General features: G+C 59.2%; 15 protein-coding genes. 5 read left to right on the top strand and 10 right to left on the bottom strand.

Going from position 1 to position 17,433, the window contains the following annotated elements:
- The first annotated feature begins 352 nt into the window (after positions 1–352).
- The 3 genes from treZ to EV561_RS22065 all read left to right on the top strand — a co-directional run bounded on the left by treZ (position 353) and on the right by EV561_RS22065 (position 4,727).
- Positions 353–2,188, top strand: coding sequence for a malto-oligosyltrehalose trehalohydrolase (treZ, locus tag EV561_RS22075; protein ID WP_132524475.1), 1,836 nt, complete (start codon positions 353–355; stop codon positions 2,186–2,188).
- A gap of 104 nt (positions 2,189–2,292) precedes the next feature.
- Positions 2,293–3,756, top strand: coding sequence for a phosphatidylserine/phosphatidylglycerophosphate/cardiolipin synthase family protein (locus EV561_RS22070; protein WP_132524474.1), 1,464 nt, complete (start codon positions 2,293–2,295; stop codon positions 3,754–3,756).
- Positions 3,757–3,866: 110 nt separating this feature from the next.
- The gene (locus tag EV561_RS22065; protein WP_132524473.1) at positions 3,867–4,727 is read left to right on the top strand and encodes an endonuclease/exonuclease/phosphatase family protein; all 861 of its coding nucleotides are present in this window, start codon (positions 3,867–3,869) and stop codon (positions 4,725–4,727) included.
- 16 nt (positions 4,728–4,743) lie between these two features.
- Here the strand turns inward: EV561_RS22065 and EV561_RS22060 are convergent, their stop codons facing one another.
- The 8 genes from EV561_RS22060 to nadE form a co-directional block, all read right to left on the bottom strand.
- Positions 4,744–5,163, bottom strand: coding sequence for a CopD family protein (locus EV561_RS22060; RefSeq protein WP_132524472.1), 420 nt, complete (start codon positions 5,161–5,163; stop codon positions 4,744–4,746).
- 86 nt (positions 5,164–5,249) lie between these two features.
- Positions 5,250–6,299 (bottom strand): sulfate/molybdate ABC transporter ATP-binding protein, encoded by a 1,050-nt coding sequence (locus EV561_RS22055; protein WP_132524471.1) that lies wholly within the window; start codon positions 6,297–6,299, stop codon positions 5,250–5,252.
- Between the two features lie 11 nt (positions 6,300–6,310).
- The gene (gene cysW / locus EV561_RS22050) at positions 6,311–7,183 is read right to left on the bottom strand and encodes a sulfate ABC transporter permease subunit CysW (RefSeq protein WP_132524470.1); all 873 of its coding nucleotides are present in this window, start codon (positions 7,181–7,183) and stop codon (positions 6,311–6,313) included.
- Positions 7,173–8,030 (bottom strand): sulfate ABC transporter permease subunit CysT, encoded by an 858-nt coding sequence (gene cysT, locus EV561_RS22045; protein WP_132524469.1) that lies wholly within the window; start codon positions 8,028–8,030, stop codon positions 7,173–7,175. Before cysT ends, cysW begins: the two co-directional genes overlap by 11 nt.
- Positions 8,031–8,036: 6 nt before the next feature.
- The gene (locus tag EV561_RS22040) at positions 8,037–9,065 is read right to left on the bottom strand and encodes a sulfate ABC transporter substrate-binding protein (protein WP_132524468.1); all 1,029 of its coding nucleotides are present in this window, start codon (positions 9,063–9,065) and stop codon (positions 8,037–8,039) included.
- A gap of 292 nt (positions 9,066–9,357) precedes the next feature.
- Positions 9,358–9,663 (bottom strand): hypothetical protein, encoded by a 306-nt coding sequence (locus EV561_RS22035; RefSeq protein ID WP_132524467.1) that lies wholly within the window; start codon positions 9,661–9,663, stop codon positions 9,358–9,360.
- Between the two features lie 423 nt (positions 9,664–10,086).
- On the bottom strand, positions 10,087–10,935 hold the full coding sequence (locus EV561_RS22030; protein WP_132524466.1) for an oxidoreductase: 849 nt from the start codon (positions 10,933–10,935) through the stop codon (positions 10,087–10,089).
- A 217-nt stretch (positions 10,936–11,152) separates the two neighbouring features.
- Positions 11,153–11,986 (bottom strand): ammonia-dependent NAD(+) synthetase, encoded by an 834-nt coding sequence (gene nadE, locus EV561_RS22025; protein WP_132524465.1) that lies wholly within the window; start codon positions 11,984–11,986, stop codon positions 11,153–11,155.
- Between the two features lie 272 nt (positions 11,987–12,258).
- Here nadE and EV561_RS22020 point away from each other — a divergent pair, with 272 nt between their 5' ends.
- Complete coding sequence (locus EV561_RS22020; protein ID WP_132524464.1) at positions 12,259–13,260, top strand: sulfate ABC transporter substrate-binding protein; 1,002 nt, start codon at positions 12,259–12,261, stop codon at positions 13,258–13,260.
- A gap of 173 nt (positions 13,261–13,433) precedes the next feature.
- Positions 13,434–14,093 (top strand): peroxiredoxin, encoded by a 660-nt coding sequence (locus tag EV561_RS22015; protein WP_132524463.1) that lies wholly within the window; start codon positions 13,434–13,436, stop codon positions 14,091–14,093.
- Between the two features lie 69 nt (positions 14,094–14,162).
- Here EV561_RS22015 and EV561_RS22010 read toward each other — a convergent pair whose 3' ends face one another.
- Complete coding sequence (locus EV561_RS22010) at positions 14,163–15,779, bottom strand: ABC transporter ATP-binding protein (RefSeq protein WP_132524625.1); 1,617 nt, start codon at positions 15,777–15,779, stop codon at positions 14,163–14,165.
- Positions 15,780–15,788: 9 nt separating this feature from the next.
- Complete coding sequence (ggt, locus tag EV561_RS22005) at positions 15,789–17,375, bottom strand: gamma-glutamyltransferase (RefSeq protein ID WP_132524462.1); 1,587 nt, start codon at positions 17,373–17,375, stop codon at positions 15,789–15,791.
- Positions 17,376–17,433 lie beyond the last annotated feature (58 nt).

The following is a 17,433-nucleotide window of genomic DNA, read 5'->3' as shown; positions in this document are numbered from 1 at the left end:
CACGCCAATGCTTGATTAAGTGAATGCCCGTTCTTGAAACGCGGGCTTGCATGTGAAAACAGGCCCCTTGGGCCACGGAAGGCACATCTTCCGAACGCTACCCTTACAAAATCCGCTGCGACCTCCTGCCGACGAGATCCCTAGACTTGTGCAAAAAGAAGTGTGGAGGCGAAGCAGCGACGCAGTGAGTATGGGCCTACCGGTCTGCCGGTTCAATTCAAAATGACTGCCGATCCGCGGCTAGCGTTAAAATTATGGACGTTGCAGGGAGACAGGAACCATTGGCCGGTTTGACTGTTCCTTTGCCCAGAGTGTCCGATCGACCGATGCGAACGTTCCGGGAGACCAATGAATGACGAGCCTGAAACGCAACTTGGCCGGTGTCGAAGCGCACTGGGGACCAGAGATCGACGATGGCGATGTGATCTTTCGACTATGGGCGCCTAATGAAAAGGAGCTGAAAATTCGCCTTGCTTCTCAGGAGTTTGCGATGACGGCGAAGGAAGGCGGCTGGTTCGAGCATCGATGCGCGAAACCGACTTTCGGAAGCGAATATCAATTCATCTTGTCTGACGGTCTTGCCGTGGCCGATCCCGCTTCGCGATCGCAGCTCTCAGCGGTCGATGGGCCGTCGCTGCTGACGGTGCCTGATAGTTATGAATGGAAGACAAAATGGCGCGGCAGCCCCTGGGAAGAGGCCGTCATTTGCGAACTGCATATCGGTACCTTCACGCCGGAAGGGACATTCCGGGCTGCGATGGAAAGGCTGCCGCATCTTGCCAAAAGTGGTTTCACGGCGATCGAGATCATGCCTGTAGCCCATTTTTCCGGCAAGCGCGGCTGGGGTTATGACGGTGTCCTCCACTACGCCCCGCACCCGGCCTATGGGACACCTGACGACATGAAGGCCTTCATAGACGCCGCCCATGCTCATGGCATCATGGTGCTGCTCGATGTCGTCTACAATCATTTCGGTCCGGAAGGGAACTATCTGCCGAGGTATGCGCCGGCCTTTTTCCGCGCCGATGTGCAGACCCCATGGGGAGCTGCGATCGACTACGGCCAGGAGGCCGTGCGCCGCTATTTCGTCGGCAACGCGCTCTATTGGATCGGCGAGTTTCAGCTGGACGGGCTCCGCCTCGATGCGATCGAGCAGATCTATGACAGTTCTCCGAAGCATATCCTGACCGAGATTGCAGAGAGAGTGCTTGGGGCGTTCCCTGATCGCGAAATCCATCTTGTCGTAGAAGACCAACGCAATGATACGGGCGTCCTGGCGCGCAATGCCGGTGGTGGAGTAAAAACCTATACGGCGGAATGGAACGACGATTTTCACCATGTCGCCCATGTAATCGCTACCGGCGAAGTAGCGGGTCACTACAAGACATTCTCGACCGATCTTGCGGAAAAACTGGCCAAATCGCTGGCCGAGGGATTCATTTTTCCCAACCGTGGCGCCGCCTCGGCCAGTGCCCTGTCAGAGCCTGGCAACAACGCGGTTCTACCGCCAGCCTCCTTTATAAATTTCCTGCAAAACCACGATCAGATTGGCAACAGGGCATTCGGTGAAAGGCTCCTTAGCCTCGCGGACGATGGCATGGTCGAGGCGCTGACATCGATCATGCTGTTGTCGCCGCAAATTCCGTTCCTATTCATGGGTGAGGAGTTTGGGGAAACGCAACCTTTCTTCTTCTTCTGCGACTATACCGGCGAACTCGGCGAGATCGTTCGCAATGGCAGGGCGGCGGAAGCTGAGGGTTTTGGCGGCATCAAGGACGGGAAGTCGCTCGTCGATCTGCCCGATCCCAATGCCAAATCGACCTTCGATCGATCGAAACTGCAATGGCAATCGGTCGACACTGGACATGGGCAGCACTGGCGACGGCTGGTTCGCAATCTGCTGACATTGCGCCAGCGCTATGTCGTGCCCGTACTGAAGCGCGGCAACGTCAGGGCGGAGATCTTAAGGGCACCGGATCACGTCGTCGCTGTCTCCTGGACATCAGGCGAACACAAGCTGGAATTGCGGGCCAATCTCTCAAGTGAAATGAGAGCGATTCCTCCGCTCGACGGCGTCGTCATTTTTGACAATGGCTCGCCTTCCGGGAAAGCCCAAACGGCGGAGGGAAAGCTTGGGCCGCGGGCGGTGGCTTTTGCGATCGATTCGGCTTTTGCGAACGCAGGTTGAGGAAATTCGAAATCACCTGGGATCTGTTGTTGCTCTAAACGGCTAAATGTGTTGCACTTTTCAGACGAGTAGATCTCGCGGGGGCATGACTATACTCCTTGAATATGTTTGATCTCTTATCCACCTATTGGCCGCATATCCTTGCCGCCCTGTCGATCGTGCTGGGCGCAGCGGCAGCTATCCATGCCGCTATGACCAAGGAGGAAGTTCGCGCCGCCACTGGCTGGGTTGGCGTCATCCTCTTGTCGCCGATCGTCGGCGCGGTGCTTTATGCCATCGCCGGCGTTAACCGCATCCGCAGGGCAACAATCAGTTCCCAACGCAATGTCTTTTACCAAAAAGACGCCTTTGGGGATCTGACGAATTTCGATGCCGATAACGAGACGGTCGCCAGCACCTATGGGGGTCGTTTTCGGGCGATGAAAATCCTCGGCGACCGCGTCGCCCGCCATCCGCTGATGACCGGCAACACGATAGAAATGCTGGAAGATGGCGATGCGGCCTATGCGGCGATGAAGGCTGCTATTGATGGTGCCGAGCGCAGCATCATGCTTGAGACCTATATTTTCGATCGCGACCCTATCGGCTTCAGGATCGCGGACGCCTTGATTGCTGCGGTCAAGCGCGACGTCAGCGTTCGCGTCCTGATCGACGCGGTCGGCGCCCGCTATTCGGTGCCGAGCATTATGGGCCATCTGAAGGATGGGGGCGTTCAGGTCGACGTCTTCAATGGCAACGTCATCATGGGGTTGCGGCTACCCTATGCGAACCTGCGCACGCACCGGAAGATTCTGGTCGTTGACGGGCGTATTGCCTTTACCGGCGGCATGAATATTCGGCAGGGGTTCACACACGAGTTTGCCGGGGCGAACTACGCGCACGATGCGCATTTCTGCGTCACCGGCCCCGTGGTTGCCGATCTCTTTCACATTGCTGCGGAAGACTGGCGTTTTGCGACCGGCGAAGTGCTTCGCGGCGAGCACTGGACTGTTCCGACACCAGCCACACAGCCCGGAGCGCCAGTGCTCATGCGGGTGATTGCCTCAGGGCCGGACCGGAGCGTTGAGACCAATCACAGGATGCTGATAGGCGCCTTTTCGGTGGCGCGCAGTTCGATCCGTATCATGTCGCCCTATTTCCTGCCGGACCGGGAGTTGATCAGTGCCCTGGTGACGGCCGCCCGGCGAGGCGTGGAGGTGGATATCGTCGTACCGGCTGCGAATAATTTGGTGCTGGTCGACCGGGCAATGACAGCGCAGTTCGACCAGATCCTGAAGAACTATTGCCGTATCTGGCGCGCCGAAGGCGCGTTCAATCACTCGAAGCTGCTGACGATCGATGGAACCTGGGCTTATGTCGGCTCATCCAACCTGGATCCGCGCTCGCTTCGTCTCAATTTTGAGGTCGATCTTGAGGTCCTCGATCGGGGTTTTGCCGGCAAGATCGAGGAGCATATCGAAGCCGCATTGCGAACGGCCAAGCCGGTGGAACTCGCCGCGTTGACAGCCCGGCCATTCGCCGTGCGCCTGCTCGAAAGAATCCTGTGGCTTGGATCGCCTTACCTGTGAGCTGCGTTAATAGGTGGCGAGCGATCGGTATGGCGGACTCGATTGCCGCGCGATAGTATCAATCAATAGCTCCGTCGCATTCTTCGACAACGGAAACGGTCAGCGGACAGATGCAGAAAAAACGTGAGAGCCTCCGCGCAAGCATCATCGAGTCCATAAAAGGCAGGAAGCGCCCCCAAAGCTATTCGACAGGGAAAACGCATCCTACCGGTACGCTCATAGCTTCATACAATGTGCACAAATGCGTTGGCACCGACGGTCGTTTCGATCCGGAGAGGATCAGCCGCGTCATTCACGAGATCGATGCGGATGTCATGGCTTTGCAGGAAGCGGACAGCCGTTTTGGCGAGCGCACGGGCCTGCTCGATCTCCATCGTCTGGAGCGCGAGACCGGCCTCGTTCCCGTACCCGTTTCCGGGGCGCTCAAGGCGCACGGGTGGCACGGCAATGTGATCCTCTTCAAGCAGGGCAAGCTGCGCGATGTGCACCAGGCAAACCTGCCGGGGCTCGAGCCGCGGGGCGCGCTGATTGCTGAGATCGAGTTGGCGCGGGGAGGGACGCTTCGCGTCATCGCCGCCCATCTGGGTCTGTTGCGGCGCTCGCGAGCCCAGCAGGCCCGCATGATCATCGACCTGATGAACAGCCGGGGTGAGAAGACGCCGACTATCCTGCTTGGTGATCTCAATGAGTGGCGTCTCGGCGATCGCTCGTCACTCAATACTTTCCAGTCAGCCTTCGGGCCGCTGCCGGCAGCGGTGCCGAGCTTTCCCGCGGGGCTGCCGATGCTCGCCTTGGACCGCATCATGGCCAACCGCCGGGGTCTGGTCTCGACCGTCGAAGTCCATGCTTCGCCCTTGGCCCGCATCGCATCGGACCATTTGCCGATCAAGGCGATGGTCAGTCTCGAGGCAGCGCATGCCGAAATAGCGGATGAGGAACCATCGCAGAAGTCGGCAGGCGGCCTCTCGTGAGGGGTCTCAGAAACGGTTAGATTGGTTTGGCGACGGCCAGCACGGCGATAATGATGAAGCATATGGCGATAACAGCGATTGCATGACGCACGATCAGCGGAGGCTGCATGATCTTGCCGTTCGCCAACCGTCGCAAGGCGCCGGACTCCATGCCGTGCAGTGCCGAGAGGATCAGAACCGGCACGATCTTGATCATCAGCCAGACGGACGAGTACCACTGCCCCAGGCTCATGAGCGATATGCCGATGATCCAGACAAGGCCGAGCGCGGGCGCTGTAACCATGCGGTCCCAGCGCTGAACGCGGCGAATGAATTGAGCCTCTCGATCGCTCAATCCTCCCAGGCCACCGGACGCGATTGAGAGCGTGAAAGCGAGCAGCAGCATGCCGCCGAGCAAGGTCACGACCACGATGACGTGCGCCGCTTTCAAGTACATATAAAACACCGTCACAGACCTCCCGTGGATTCACAGACGGCGCAAAGATAGCCGCCGGATCGCCGATAGCAACCCGGCTTTATGCCTCATTCCGGTTTGGCTCGAAACAGCTTCCAACGCGTCGGACGGAAGGCGATACGGCTCTTGTCGAGACCGCCGGCTTTGTCCGGCGGCAATTCGATCTCGACGTGGTTGTGGCGGGCGCCGATATCGATTTCGATATGGCGAGTGCCGGCAACGCGGCGGCTGGCGACATGAAGGCCGGCAATGCAGCCGGAGCATCCTTCGCGAAGCTCGACGTCATGTGGGCGGAAATAGAGCTGAGCTTCGCCATCCGGTTCGCTGCGCGTCGTCAGCCCCAGGGGGCGGTCCTCAAACCAGATCTCGCCGTCAGTCACGCGAACGTCGAGGCAATTGGACTGGCCGATAAAGCCATAGACGAAGGGCGAGACGGGTGAATCATAGATCTCGTCGGGCGTGCCGACCTGCTCGATAGCGCCCTTGTTCAGTACGACCACGCGATCGGCGAGTTCCAGCGCCTCTTCCTGGTCGTGGGTGACGAAGACAGTCGTATGCCCTGTTCGGTCGTGAATCTCGCGCAGCCACTTGCGCAGATCCTTGCGGACCTGGGCGTCGAGCGCGCCGAAGGGTTCGTCAAGGAGCAGCACATTTGGTTCAACTGCCATCGCCCGCGCAAGCGCCACACGCTGCCGTTGGCCGCCGGAAAGCTGCGCCGGATAACGCTTTTCCAGGCCAGCGAGTTGGACGAGATCGAGCAATTCGAGAGCGCGGCGGCGAATTTCCGATCGCGTCGGGCGTCGGGACGAAGGCCGTACCTTGAGACCGAAGGATATGTTTTCCAGCACTGTCATATGGCGGAAGAGTGCGTAATGCTGGAAGACGAAGCCGATGTTGCGCTGCTGCACCGTCTTTTTCGATGCATCCTCGCTGCCGAAGAAGATCTGGCCCTCGGTCGGCGATTCAAGCCCTGCGATCAATCGCAGCAGCGTCGTCTTGCCGGATCCCGAGGGGCCGAGAAGAGCGATCAATTCACTGGACTGGATATCGAGGGAAACATCGTGAAGCGCCGGAAAGCGGCCGAATTCCTTGCGCAAATTTTGAACGCGAACTTCCATCAATCAATCCTTCAGTGACGCCGGCTGGCAGCGATTTCTTCGCTGAAACGAAATTCCAGCAGCGTCTTGAGTACGAGCGTCACCAGCGCAAGCAGGGCGAGAAGGCTCGCCACGGCAAAGGCGCCTGCGAAATTGTAATCATTATAGAGAATTTCGACCTGCAGCGGCATAGTGTTGGTCTCGCCGCGGATGTGGCCCGAAACGACCGATACGGCGCCGAATTCGCCCATGGCGCGGGCGTTGCAGAGCAGAACGCCGTAGAGCAGGCCCCATTTTATGTTCGGCAGCGTGACATGCCAGAAAGTCTGCCAGCCGCTGGCGCCAAGCGAAAGTGCCGCTTCCTCATCCGCCGTTCCTTGCTCCTGCATCAGCGGGATCAGCTCTCGGGCGACAAAGGGGAAGGTCACGAACATCGTTGCCAGCACGAGACCCGGCACGGCAAAGAGGATCTTGACGTTATGGGCCTCGAGCCATGGTCCCAGCAGGCTGTTGGATCCGAAGAGCAGCACGAAGACCAGGCCGGCGATAACAGGCGAGACCGAGAACGGCAGGTCGATCAAGGTCGTCAGGAAAGCCTTGCCCTTGAACTCGAACTTGGCGATCGCCCATGCGGCCGCAACGCCGCAGACGAGATTAAGCGGGACGCTGATACCCGCCACGATCAATGTCAGGCGAATGGAGGAGAATGTCTCGGGGTCCTGAAGGGAGCTGAAATATTCTCCGATGCCCTTGCGGAAAGCTTCCACGAAGACCGCCGCCAGCGGCAGAAGCAGGATCAGCGCGAGAAACACGAACGAGATAATGACCAGAGTCCAGCGGGCGAACATGCGCTCGGTCACGGCGGAATGAAGTTTTTGCGGCGTCGAGGTAAGATCATGCGCCATAGCCGTACCTCCGTCTGCTCCAGGACTGGATGAGATTGATGACAAGAAGCAAGGCAAAGGAGATGACCAGCATCAGCGCGGCGATCGCTGTCGCGGCAGAATAGTTATATTCCTCCAGCCGGATGACGATCAGGAGCGGTGCGATCTCGGAGACATAGGGCAGGTTGCCGGCGATGAAGATCACCGATCCGTATTCGCCGACGGCGCGAGCAAAGGCAAGCGCAAAACCGGTCATCACAGCCGGCGCCAGCCCAGGCAAGAGAACGCGCGTGATCGTCTGGAAGCGATTGGCGCCAAGCGTGGCGGCGGCTTCCTCCACCTCTATGTCGATCTCTTCCATGACGGGCTGAACCGTGCGGACCACGAAGGGCAATCCGACGAAGATCAGGGCAATGACAACGCCCGTCGGCGTGAATGCGACCTTGATGCCGAGAGGCGTCAGAAATTGCCCGATCCAGCCGTTGGGTGCGTAGAGCGTCGTCAGTGCGATACCGGCAACAGCTGTCGGCAAAGCAAACGGCAGGTCGACCATGGCATCGATGATGCGCTTTCCGGGAAAGCGATAGCGCACCAGAACCCAGGCGAGCATAACGCCGAAGATCGCGTTGATCACGGCGGCGATCAATGCGCCGCCGAAGCTCATGCGCAACGCCGCGAGCGTGCGCGGATCCGAGGCGATCGACCAGAATTGGGTCCAGCCGAGAGCGCTGGATTTCCAGGCCAGACCGGAGAGGGGAATAAGGACGATGAGGATGAGCCAGATCAAAGTGAGGCTAAGCGCCATTCCAAATCCAGGAATGACGCTCGGCTGTCTGAACCGCCATCGCTTGCGGGATGCTACAGGCATTAAGTGTTATTGCCCCGGCTTATAGAGCTGATCGAAGAGACCACCATCCCCGAAGAATTTCGGTTGAGCAACCTTCCAGCCGCCAAAATCGTCGATCGTTGCGAGTTTGATGTTTGGAAACCGGGCAATATCCTTCGGATCGGCAGCTTCAGGCTTGATCGGCCGATAGTAGTGAGCCGCAGCGATTTTCTGGCCTTCGTCGCTGTAGAGATAGTTCAGATAGGCTTCGGCTTCCTTGCGGGTGCCCTTCTTGTCGGCGTTACCCTCGACCACTGCAACTGGCGGATCGGCGCGGACGGATACCGATGGCGTCACAATTTCGAATTGATCGGGCCCAAGTTCTTCGAGCGAGAGATAGGCTTCATTTTCCCAGGCGAGCAGCACATCGCCGAGACCGCGCTGGACAAAGGTGGTCGTTGCACCGCGAGCACCGGAATCGAGCACCGGCACATGCTTCAGCAGTTGGCCGAGATATTCGTTCGCCTTGTTCTCGTCCCCGCCATTGGCCTGCTTCGCCCAGGCCCAGGCTGCCAGAATGTTCCAGCGAGCGCCACCCGAGGTCTTCGGGTTGGGCGTGATCACCTGGACGCCATCCTTCAAGAGATCGGGCCAATCCTTGATGCCTTTTGGATTGCCCTTGCGGACCAGAAAGACAATCGTCGAGGTGTAGGGCACGCTCTTGTTCGGGAACTTGGTATTCCAGTCAGCCGGGATCTTGTTGGTGGCCTTGGCGATGGCGTCGATATCGCCTTCCAGTGCGAGGGTCACCACATCGGCATCAAGGCCGTCGATGACCGATCGAGCCTGCGCACCGGAGCCGCCATGCGACGACTTGATCTCAAGCGTCTCGCCGGTGTCCTTCTTCCATTTCGCAGCAAAAGCCGCATTGAAATCCTTATACAATTCACGTGTGGGATCGTAAGAGACATTCAGAAGCGTCTTGTCCGCCGCAAAGGCAGGCGCAAGATCCGCCAGGGAAAAACTGCCTATCAGGACTGCGGCCGCGAGGAGCCGGGAGAACCGTATCGTCTGCATGATGACCTCCTTTGTTTATACGGTAACTCTACCAAGTTGGTCGTATAATGTAACGAAGATCGTTCCGGTTCCGCGTCCGGTGTTAGAATCTCATCCCATAGAAGGGCAAAATGTGAAACAGACTTCCCATCCGTTGGCCGCGGCCAACACCCCGCGATCATTTTAACATGCTTGAGAAAGAATCCGCCAGCCTCGCTCCGCTGTATCGGCCACAGCGGGCAAATGGTGTCACGGGGCCAGATTTCCACCAGCGCCCGACGTGAGCGCGGCTATCTTTTCTATTTGTGCGACTCTAGGGACGAAGATTGGTGCTCGGGCGGCAGACCCATACAGCGCAATCCCGCCTGTCCCTTGCCGGTACATAGGTCCGTTCGCCGTATCCGCTCCCAAAGCACATTTCGGATGTCGCAACTGCCCGATCGTAGAGGAGGCCGCTCGACCGAGTGCCGGGATATTGCAGGATCACAGCCCCCTGTGCCCTCACCAGCGATTGGACCTCGGAACATGTTTTGTTCATGGTCTGCTGGCGCTGTATGGCTAGCGCCGGTGAGGCAGCGATGGCAAGGAGCGTGGTAAGTGTGATCAGTTCGGCCTTCATGACGGTTCCCTCCGTGACCTATCAGTGCCCATTCTTATCGCCCGATACCCCGGGTCGGCCACCCGATTACCGGGCGCCAGTCGATCATTCGCTGGCGATCCGGATTTGGCTCCCCGTCCGGATATTCCGGCCAATCCCATGGCGACACGAATTCGCCATCCGGTGAAACAAGATGGTCAATTCGTCCCGGCCCGCCGATCTTGTTGGAGATCACGACTGTCCAGCCATCTTTAGCAGCAAATTCCCGCAGTTCGTTGGTCGGTCGCGCCACTGGGATATGGGCGCTCTCGGCGATCCGAAGCAGATAGTCTGTGCTATGGCTCGTAGGGTTCACAGTTGACTATGTATGGCGGGAAAAGCCGCTTGCAAGTCGGCTCAACCCACTCTCACCCAACGGAATACTGCGAAATTCGCTGCGGGCGATTACGCCTTCGGGAAGTCCGCTCCAAGGCTCGCCTCGCGCCATTTTTCGATCAACGCTAAGCGCTCCTTCAGCTTCTCCGTGACGGCGTTATAGCCGAATTCACCCAGAACGAGATGGCGTGGCGGATTTTCCGTCTCGGTGATCCGGATCATTGCCTCGCCGGCGCGCACAGGATCGCCCTGCTGTTTGCCGCTGTTTGCTGCGGTCATCCGCATTCTCGCGCCCACGATTTCCGCATAATCCTCGATCAGGTTCGGGGTCTGCTTCAGTGAGCGGCCGGCCCAGTCGGTGCGGAACGGGCCCGGCTCGACGCAGGTGGCTTTGATGCCGAGGGGAGCGCCTTCGATCGCAAGCGCGTCGGTGAAGCCTTCGACGGCATGCTTGCTGGCGGCGTAGTAGCCAGAGCCCGGAAAGCCGATGAGGCCGGCAACAGAGGTAATGTTGATCACATGGCCCTTGCGATGCTTTCGCATCAGCGGCAGGACGGCGCGCGTAAGCGCAAAGAGGCCGAAGACGTTGGCGTCGAACTGGGCACGGATTTCGTCTTCCTCGCCTTCCTCGATACTCGCCTGATAGCCGTAGCCGGCATTGTTGACCAGGACATCGATGCGACCGAAGCGGTCTTCGGCGGCCTTCACGGCGGCAGCGACCTGGCTTGCATCCGTCACGTCGAGATCGAGCGCCAGCGTATTCGTTTGAGCGCTTTCAACAAGGTCGGCGAGGCTGTTCTTGTTTCTGGCGGTGACGACGGTTGGCCAGCCGCCGGCGATGACGAGCTTTGCAAGCTCGCGACCGAAGCCTGTGGAGCAGCCGGTGATGAACCAAACTGGGAGGGAATGCTCTGACATGGCAATTTTCCAACTTCAATATGGAGGGATGGCAGCGGATAACGCTGCCGGGGGAGATTATCCGTCGAAACTAGAACAGATTTCGGTTTGTTCAATCGATAAACGCAATGCGCCGTTTGCGCCGCACTGCCGATTCATCAGAATCCCGTGAACGCCCGTCGGCTTCATAGGTCAAAGCCGCTTCTCCCGTGGCTTCATGTCGGCGGGATGGTCGATTCTAAAAATCGCTCGCCGCGACCGGAAGCGCGCGCTTATGCGCCGTCGTACGGTAGGTCGACAGGATGCGCTGCCGGGCCGCCTCGTCGATCGGCTTGCCCTCCAGGAAATCGTCGATCTGGTCGTAAGTGACGCCATAGGCATCTTCGTCCGGTCGAAGCGGGCGGTTGCTTTCCAGATCGGCGGTCGGCACCTTGAAGACCAGTTCCTCCGGAGCGCCCAGCGTTTTAGCCACCAGCCTGACCCGGCGCTTGTTGAGACCGGCGAGCGGCAGGATATCGGCCGCGCCGTCGCCGAATTTCGTGAAGAAGCCCATGACCGCCTCCGCGGCATGATCCGTCCCGATCACGATGCCACGCAAGGCGCCGGCGAGCGCAAACTGCGCAATCATGCGTTGGCGAGCCTTTATGTTGCCGAGAATGAAATCCTCTTCGCCGGCATTCGCAAAGCTCAGGCCGCCCTGTTTTGCGGCTTTCAGCATGGCGTCGGCAGCATCCTTGATATTGACAGTCACATTACGATCCGCGCCGATTGTATTCAACGCGCGCTGGGCATCGTCTTCGTCGGCCTGCGTGCCATAAGGCAGTCGGACAGCGACAAATTCGGCGGCATGGCCGCTCTCGCGCAATTGTCTCGCAGCCCGCTGCGCCAGCATGGCGGCTGTCAGCGAATCCACTCCACCGCTGATGCCTAGGACGAAGGTCTTCATGCCGCTTGCAACCAGATATTCCTTGAGAAAGGCAGTGCGCCGCTCGATCTCGTCGCCAGCATCAAATTTGGCGGTCACGCCCAGTTCCCGGATAATCTGGTCCTGCTCATTGGCTGTCACACTCATTTCGGCTCCTTCGGCGACACGGCTGCCCTTTATAGATCATGGCGGGCGGTGGGGGCGAGTGGAAGAGTAAAAATGAGTCACTCGGACTGGTGCCGCGCGGCCGCTATGTCGCCGCCCTGAGGTCCGCGGAGATAGCAAAGCACTGTTTCGATCGATTGTGGGAGGAGAGAAAAATTCTAGAGATCGATGGAAGCAGGGAGGACTGTTGCTCGTGTGCCCAGGGTTCGTCTTCTACTCTGGCGTCGTTCTTTAAATCGTCTCGGGGGAATTTCATGTTTCGCTCATTCGCGCTCGGCGCGGCTTTCGCAATTGTGCTGTCGGGTCAGGCTCTTGCCGACCCGCCGACAACCATTCTGAACGCCTCCTATGATGTCTCGCGCGAGCTTTTCGTCGCGATAAACAAGGCTTTCATCCCGAAATACAAGGCCGATACGGGCAAGGATCTGACGATCAAGCAGTCGCATGGAGGATCGTCCGCGCAGGCCCGAGCCGTTATTGAAGGCCTTGACGCCGATGTGGTGACGCTCAACCAGATCACCGACATCGAGAAGCTTGCAGAAAGCAATCTGGTCTCGAAGGATTGGCAAAAGGAGTTTCCCAACAACGCTTCACCCTTCTATTCCTTTCCGTCCTTCCTGGTCCGAGCCGGCAACCCGAAGAATATCAAGAATTGGGACGATCTTGTCCGCGACGACGTGAAGGTCATCTTTCCGAACCCGAAGACCTCGGGCAACGCCCGCTATACCTATCTCGCTGCTTTTGCCTTTGCCAAACAGGCCTATGGCAACGACGATGCCAAGGCGACTGCTTTCGTGAAGAAGCTTTTCGACAATGTACCGGTGTTCGACAATGGCGGGCGCGCCGCGACGACGAGCTTCGTCCAGCGTGAACAGGGCGATGTCCTCGTCACTTTCGAATCCGAAACTCGCGGTATCGCCAAGGAATTCGGCACCGACAAGGTGCAGGTCGTTACGCCGCCTGTGAGCCTGCTGGCGGAGTTCCCGGTCGCGATCGTCAACAAGGTCGTGGACGCTCGCGGCTCGCGCGAAATCGCCAAGTCCTATCTCGACTTTCTCTATTCGACGGATGGGCAGCGTGTTCTTGCAGAGAACGGAAATCGGGTGAACGATCCAGCCGTTGCGGCCGAATTCAAGAATCAGTTTCCGCAGATCCAGCTGCTGAAGGTCGAGGACGTCTTCGGCTCCTGGGACAAGGTGCAGAAAGATCACTTCGCTTCCGGCGCCCTGCTTGATCAGATCTACGGGAAGCGCTGAACAATAGAAATTGCCAAACAGAACAACCTTCGGGGAGGGTGACTTCTCCGAAGGTTGTAGTGAAGTAGCAGAGCTTCTCTTTGACCTGTTCAAGCTTGCCCTGTACAGAGCTGTCAGAAAGAAATCCCGTGCCCGAGAATTTGAAACAGCCATCAGATAATGGAGGACTGAATATGAGCCTGCGCATCAACGATATCGCTCCTGATTTTACTGCCGACACGACCCAGGGATCCATCGGGTTTCATGACTGGGTCGGCAATGGTTGGGCCGTTCTCTTCTCTCATCCGAAGAATTTCACGCCTGTATGCACGACCGAGCTCGGCACGATGGCCGGCCTGGAAGGCGAGTTCACCAAGCGTGGTGTCAAGATCATCGGCATTTCGGTCGATCCTGTCGAAAGCCATGCCAAGTGGAAGAGCGATATCCGCACGGCGACCGGCTTCGACGTGGAATATCCGCTGATCGGCGACAAGGATCTGAACGTCGCCAAGCTCTATGACATGCTGCCGGCTGGCGCCGGCGATAGCTCCGAGGGCCGCACGCCTGCTGACAACGCGACCGTGCGCTCCGTCTTCGTCATCGGTCCTGACAAGAAGATCAAGCTGATCCTCACCTATCCGATGACGACCGGCCGCAACTTCAATGAAATTCTCCGCGCCATCGATTCCATCCAGCTGACGTCGAAGCACCAGGTTGCCACCCCGGCGAACTGGCAGCAGGGCGAAGACGTTATCATCACGGCCGCCGTTTCGAACGAGGATGCCATTACTCGCTTCGGTTCGTTCGATACCGTGCTTCCCTATCTGCGCAAGACCAAGCAGCCGGCGAACTGATCGCGCCAGGCTTTCGCGACTATGATGTTCCCTTCCGCAATTGCGGAAGGGAATTTTGACGGCGGTCTATCAATGAACGCTGTGAAGGTGCTGCCCAGGGATCGCGGAAAGAAGCTCCCGCGTATAGGGGTGTTCCGGGTTGTTGATCAGCTTGGCGGCCGGTTTGATTTCGACGATCTCGCCTTGCCGCATGACAGCGATGCGATCACAAACCTGCGCCGCGACATGCAGGTCATGGGTGATGAAAAGCATCGCCAGATTGAGCCTGCCTTTCAACTCTTCCAATAATTTCAGCACCTGCGCCTGCACGGTGACATCGAGCGCGGAAACGGATTCGTCCGCGACCAGCACATCCGGCTTCAATGCCAGCGCGCGGGCAAGACCGATGCGCTGGCGCTGGCCACCGGAAAACTCGTGCGGCAGGCGATCTGCAGAGCGGGGATCGAGGCCGACCAGCGTCAGAAGGTGCTGCGCCTCCTTGAATGCCGCATCATACCCGACGCCATGGGCGAGGGGGCCGTCAGCGATGCTGAGGCCGACCTTGCGGCGCGGATTGAGCGAGGCAAACGGATCCTGAAAGACCATCTGGATCTTCTGCCGTGCCTTGCGCAGCTCGCTGCCCCTGAACTGGGTGAAATCGCTGTTTGAGAGCATGACCTTGCCGCTATCCGGCTCGACCAGCCGCGTTATGAGGCGGGCCACGGTGGATTTTCCAGAACCGGATTCGCCGATCAGCCCAAGCGTCTCGCCGCGGCGGATCTCGAAGCTGACATTCTTGACGGCTTGGGTGCGACGCTTCGGCTGCAGGAAGCCGCCGCCGGAAATATAGGTCTTGCAGAGATTTTCGACCGCAAAGGCAACGGGCTGACCCTCTACGGGTTCGCGCTCCGGCGGTGTCGCCGAGGGTACGGCCGCCAGCAGCGCCTTGGTATAATCCTGCGTCGGCTGCGTGAGCACTGCTTCGGCTGTTCCCTGCTCGACCACTAGCCCTTTCTGCAGGACCAGAACCCTGTCGGCGATATCGGCGACCACGCCGAAATCATGGGTGATGAAGATGACCGACATGCCGCGGCGCTGCTGGATATCGCGGATCAGCCTGAGAATCTGCGCCTGGGTGGTGACATCGAGTGCGGTGGTCGGCTCGTCCGCGATCAGCACCTTGGGCTCGAGCGCCAACGCCATGGCGATCATGGCGCGCTGGCGCTGGCCGCCGGAAAGCTGGTGCGGATAGGAGCGCACGATACGCTCTGGGTTGGGTAGCCCGACTTCCGTCGCGAGCTTCATGGCGCGTTCCGTCCGCTCCTTCTCCGTCAGCAGGCCATGTGCCTCGAAGACCTCGGCGATCTGGTCGCCAATTCTCATGGACGGGTTGAGGGCTGTCATAGGCTCCTGAAAGATCATCGAGACACGCTTGCCGCGCAAGTCGCGAAGCGTGGAAGGCGATGCGGTCAGAAGATCGCTGCTCTCGAAGATGATTTCGCCTTTTTCAACACCGATCACCTTCGGCAACAGCCCCATGATCGTCTGCGCGCAAAGCGATTTTCCAGACCCGGACTCGCCGACGATGCAAAGGATCTCCCGTTCTGCCAGGTCGAAACTCAGTCCCTGCAGTGCATATCTCCGGTCCGCGCCTGCAGGAAGGGTAAGGGTCAGATCACGGACAGACAGAACGGCGGAGCTGTTCATGGTCATTCCTCAATATCCCAGGGCGACGCCGTCTTTGCGGTGATCGGAAGCGCCAAGCAGCACACCGCGTTCGTGATCGATCATGATGGCCTGGCAGCCGCCGAGCGGCTCATCCGCCCATTCGGTTACATGACCGCGGCGCTCAAGATCCTGGCGCACGTCTTCCGATATGGTTGGCTCGAGCGCCAGCTTGCCTCCGAAGCAGAAGCTGCGGGGCTGGTCGCTTGCCTGCTGCGGGTCGAGGTCGCGGTCGAGTATCTGGCTCAGCATATGCGCGTGACCGACGGCCTGATATTGCCCGCCCATGACGCCGAAGCTCATGCGCGGTTTCCCGTCTTCCATCAGCATCGCCGGAATGATCGTATGGAACGGCAGCTTGGACGGCCCGATCGCGTTGGGATGGCCTTCCTTCACGACGAAACCGGCACCGCGGTTCTGCAACAGAACGCCGCTGCGGGGTGCGTATATGCCGCTGCCGAATGCGAAGAAGACCGAGTTGATCAGGGAAATCGCATTGCCGTCGCCATCGACGACCGAAACATAGACCGTGTCCTTATGTGTCGGACCATCCCAAATGGATGCATCGGCGGCGCGCTCCAGGCTGATTTCCCGGCGCATGGCATCGATCGACCGGTCCGAAAGCAAATCGCCGATGTCGAAGGTGACGTGCTGCGGATCGGCGATCAGCTGGTCGCGCTTGGCATAGGCGGCCTTCGTCGCCTCCGCCAGAAGATGGATGCGATCAGCCTCGGTCAGCTTGGGATCGCGCAGGTCGAAGCCATCGAGGATGCGGGTGATGAGGAGCGCGGCGAGGCCCTGGCCATTTGGCGGGCATTCGAGGAGATCGCGGCCGCGATATTTTGCGGTGATCGGGTTGGTCTCGAAGGCGCTGTAGCTCGAAAAATCGCTTTCTTCATGCAGGCCCCCGAGCGACCGGAGAAGTGCTGTAATTTCCTCCGCAACGGCTCCGCGATAAAAAGCGTCCCGGCCATGGCTGGCGATCGACTTCAGCGTCGCGGCAAGGGCAGGATTGGTCATGCGCTCGCCGGTGCGCGGTGCGCGGCCGTTCGGCAGGAAATAGGCAGCGGATGCCGGGTATTTGGCGACGCGATCGCTGTAGCGTACCCAGTCCAGCTCAACGCGCGGGGTGATGCAGTAGCCGTCCTCAGCGGCTGCGATCGCCGGTGCAAGGACGCGGCCCATGTCGAGGCGGCCATAGGTGCCGATCAGCTTGCACCAGGCATCGACAGCACCTGGAACGGTCACGGCGTGCGGGCTATCGTCCGGAATGGCAGTGAAACCTTTCTCAAGATAGTAATCCAGGGTCGCCTTCTGCGGCGAGCGGCCGGAGCCGTTGAGCGCCACCGGTTTGCCGCCGGCAGCGCAATAAAGCGCAAAGCAATCGCCGCCGATGCCTGTCATATGCGGATCGATGACGCCCTGCAGGGCAACCGCCGCAACCGCGGCATCCACGGCACTGCCGCCGGCGCGCAGGATATCGACTGCTGCCAACGTCGCCTGCGGGTGAGATGTGGCGGCCATGCCTCGGTCGGAAATAGCGACCGAACGGCCGGGCTTGAAGAAATCGCGCTGCATACTCCGAATATCCTCTTCATGCTTCGTCTGGCTGCGCTCCCGGCGCGGCCGGCTCATT

Origin of the sequence: Rhizobium sp. BK376 (assembly GCF_004341625.1) — a bacterium.
Lineage (GTDB): Bacteria > Pseudomonadota > Alphaproteobacteria > Rhizobiales > Rhizobiaceae > Rhizobium.
The sequence above is the reverse complement of the archived record's forward strand: the minus strand, read 5'-3'. Positions and strand labels throughout refer to the sequence as shown.

Coding starts and splice junctions, on each gene's coding strand:
- treZ (WP_132524475.1), top strand. CDS start 353: ATGACGAGCCTGAAACGCAACTTGGCCGGTGTCGAAGCGCACTGGGGA.
- EV561_RS22070 (WP_132524474.1), top strand. CDS start 2,293: ATGTTTGATCTCTTATCCACCTATTGGCCGCATATCCTTGCCGCCCTG.
- EV561_RS22065 (WP_132524473.1), top strand. CDS start 3,867: ATGCAGAAAAAACGTGAGAGCCTCCGCGCAAGCATCATCGAGTCCATA.
- EV561_RS22060 (WP_132524472.1), bottom strand. CDS start 5,163: ATGTACTTGAAAGCGGCGCACGTCATCGTGGTCGTGACCTTGCTCGGC.
- EV561_RS22055 (WP_132524471.1), bottom strand. CDS start 6,299: ATGGAAGTTCGCGTTCAAAATTTGCGCAAGGAATTCGGCCGCTTTCCG.
- cysW (WP_132524470.1), bottom strand. CDS start 7,183: ATGGCGCATGATCTTACCTCGACGCCGCAAAAACTTCATTCCGCCGTG.
- cysT (WP_132524469.1), bottom strand. CDS start 8,030: ATGCCTGTAGCATCCCGCAAGCGATGGCGGTTCAGACAGCCGAGCGTC.
- EV561_RS22040 (WP_132524468.1), bottom strand. CDS start 9,065: ATGCAGACGATACGGTTCTCCCGGCTCCTCGCGGCCGCAGTCCTGATA.
- EV561_RS22035 (WP_132524467.1), bottom strand. CDS start 9,663: ATGAAGGCCGAACTGATCACACTTACCACGCTCCTTGCCATCGCTGCC.
- EV561_RS22030 (WP_132524466.1), bottom strand. CDS start 10,935: ATGTCAGAGCATTCCCTCCCAGTTTGGTTCATCACCGGCTGCTCCACA.
- nadE (WP_132524465.1), bottom strand. CDS start 11,986: ATGAGTGTGACAGCCAATGAGCAGGACCAGATTATCCGGGAACTGGGC.
- EV561_RS22020 (WP_132524464.1), top strand. CDS start 12,259: ATGTTTCGCTCATTCGCGCTCGGCGCGGCTTTCGCAATTGTGCTGTCG.
- EV561_RS22015 (WP_132524463.1), top strand. CDS start 13,434: ATGAGCCTGCGCATCAACGATATCGCTCCTGATTTTACTGCCGACACG.
- EV561_RS22010 (WP_132524625.1), bottom strand. CDS start 15,779: ATGAACAGCTCCGCCGTTCTGTCTGTCCGTGATCTGACCCTTACCCTT.
- ggt (WP_132524462.1), bottom strand. CDS start 17,375: ATGCAGCGCGATTTCTTCAAGCCCGGCCGTTCGGTCGCTATTTCCGAC.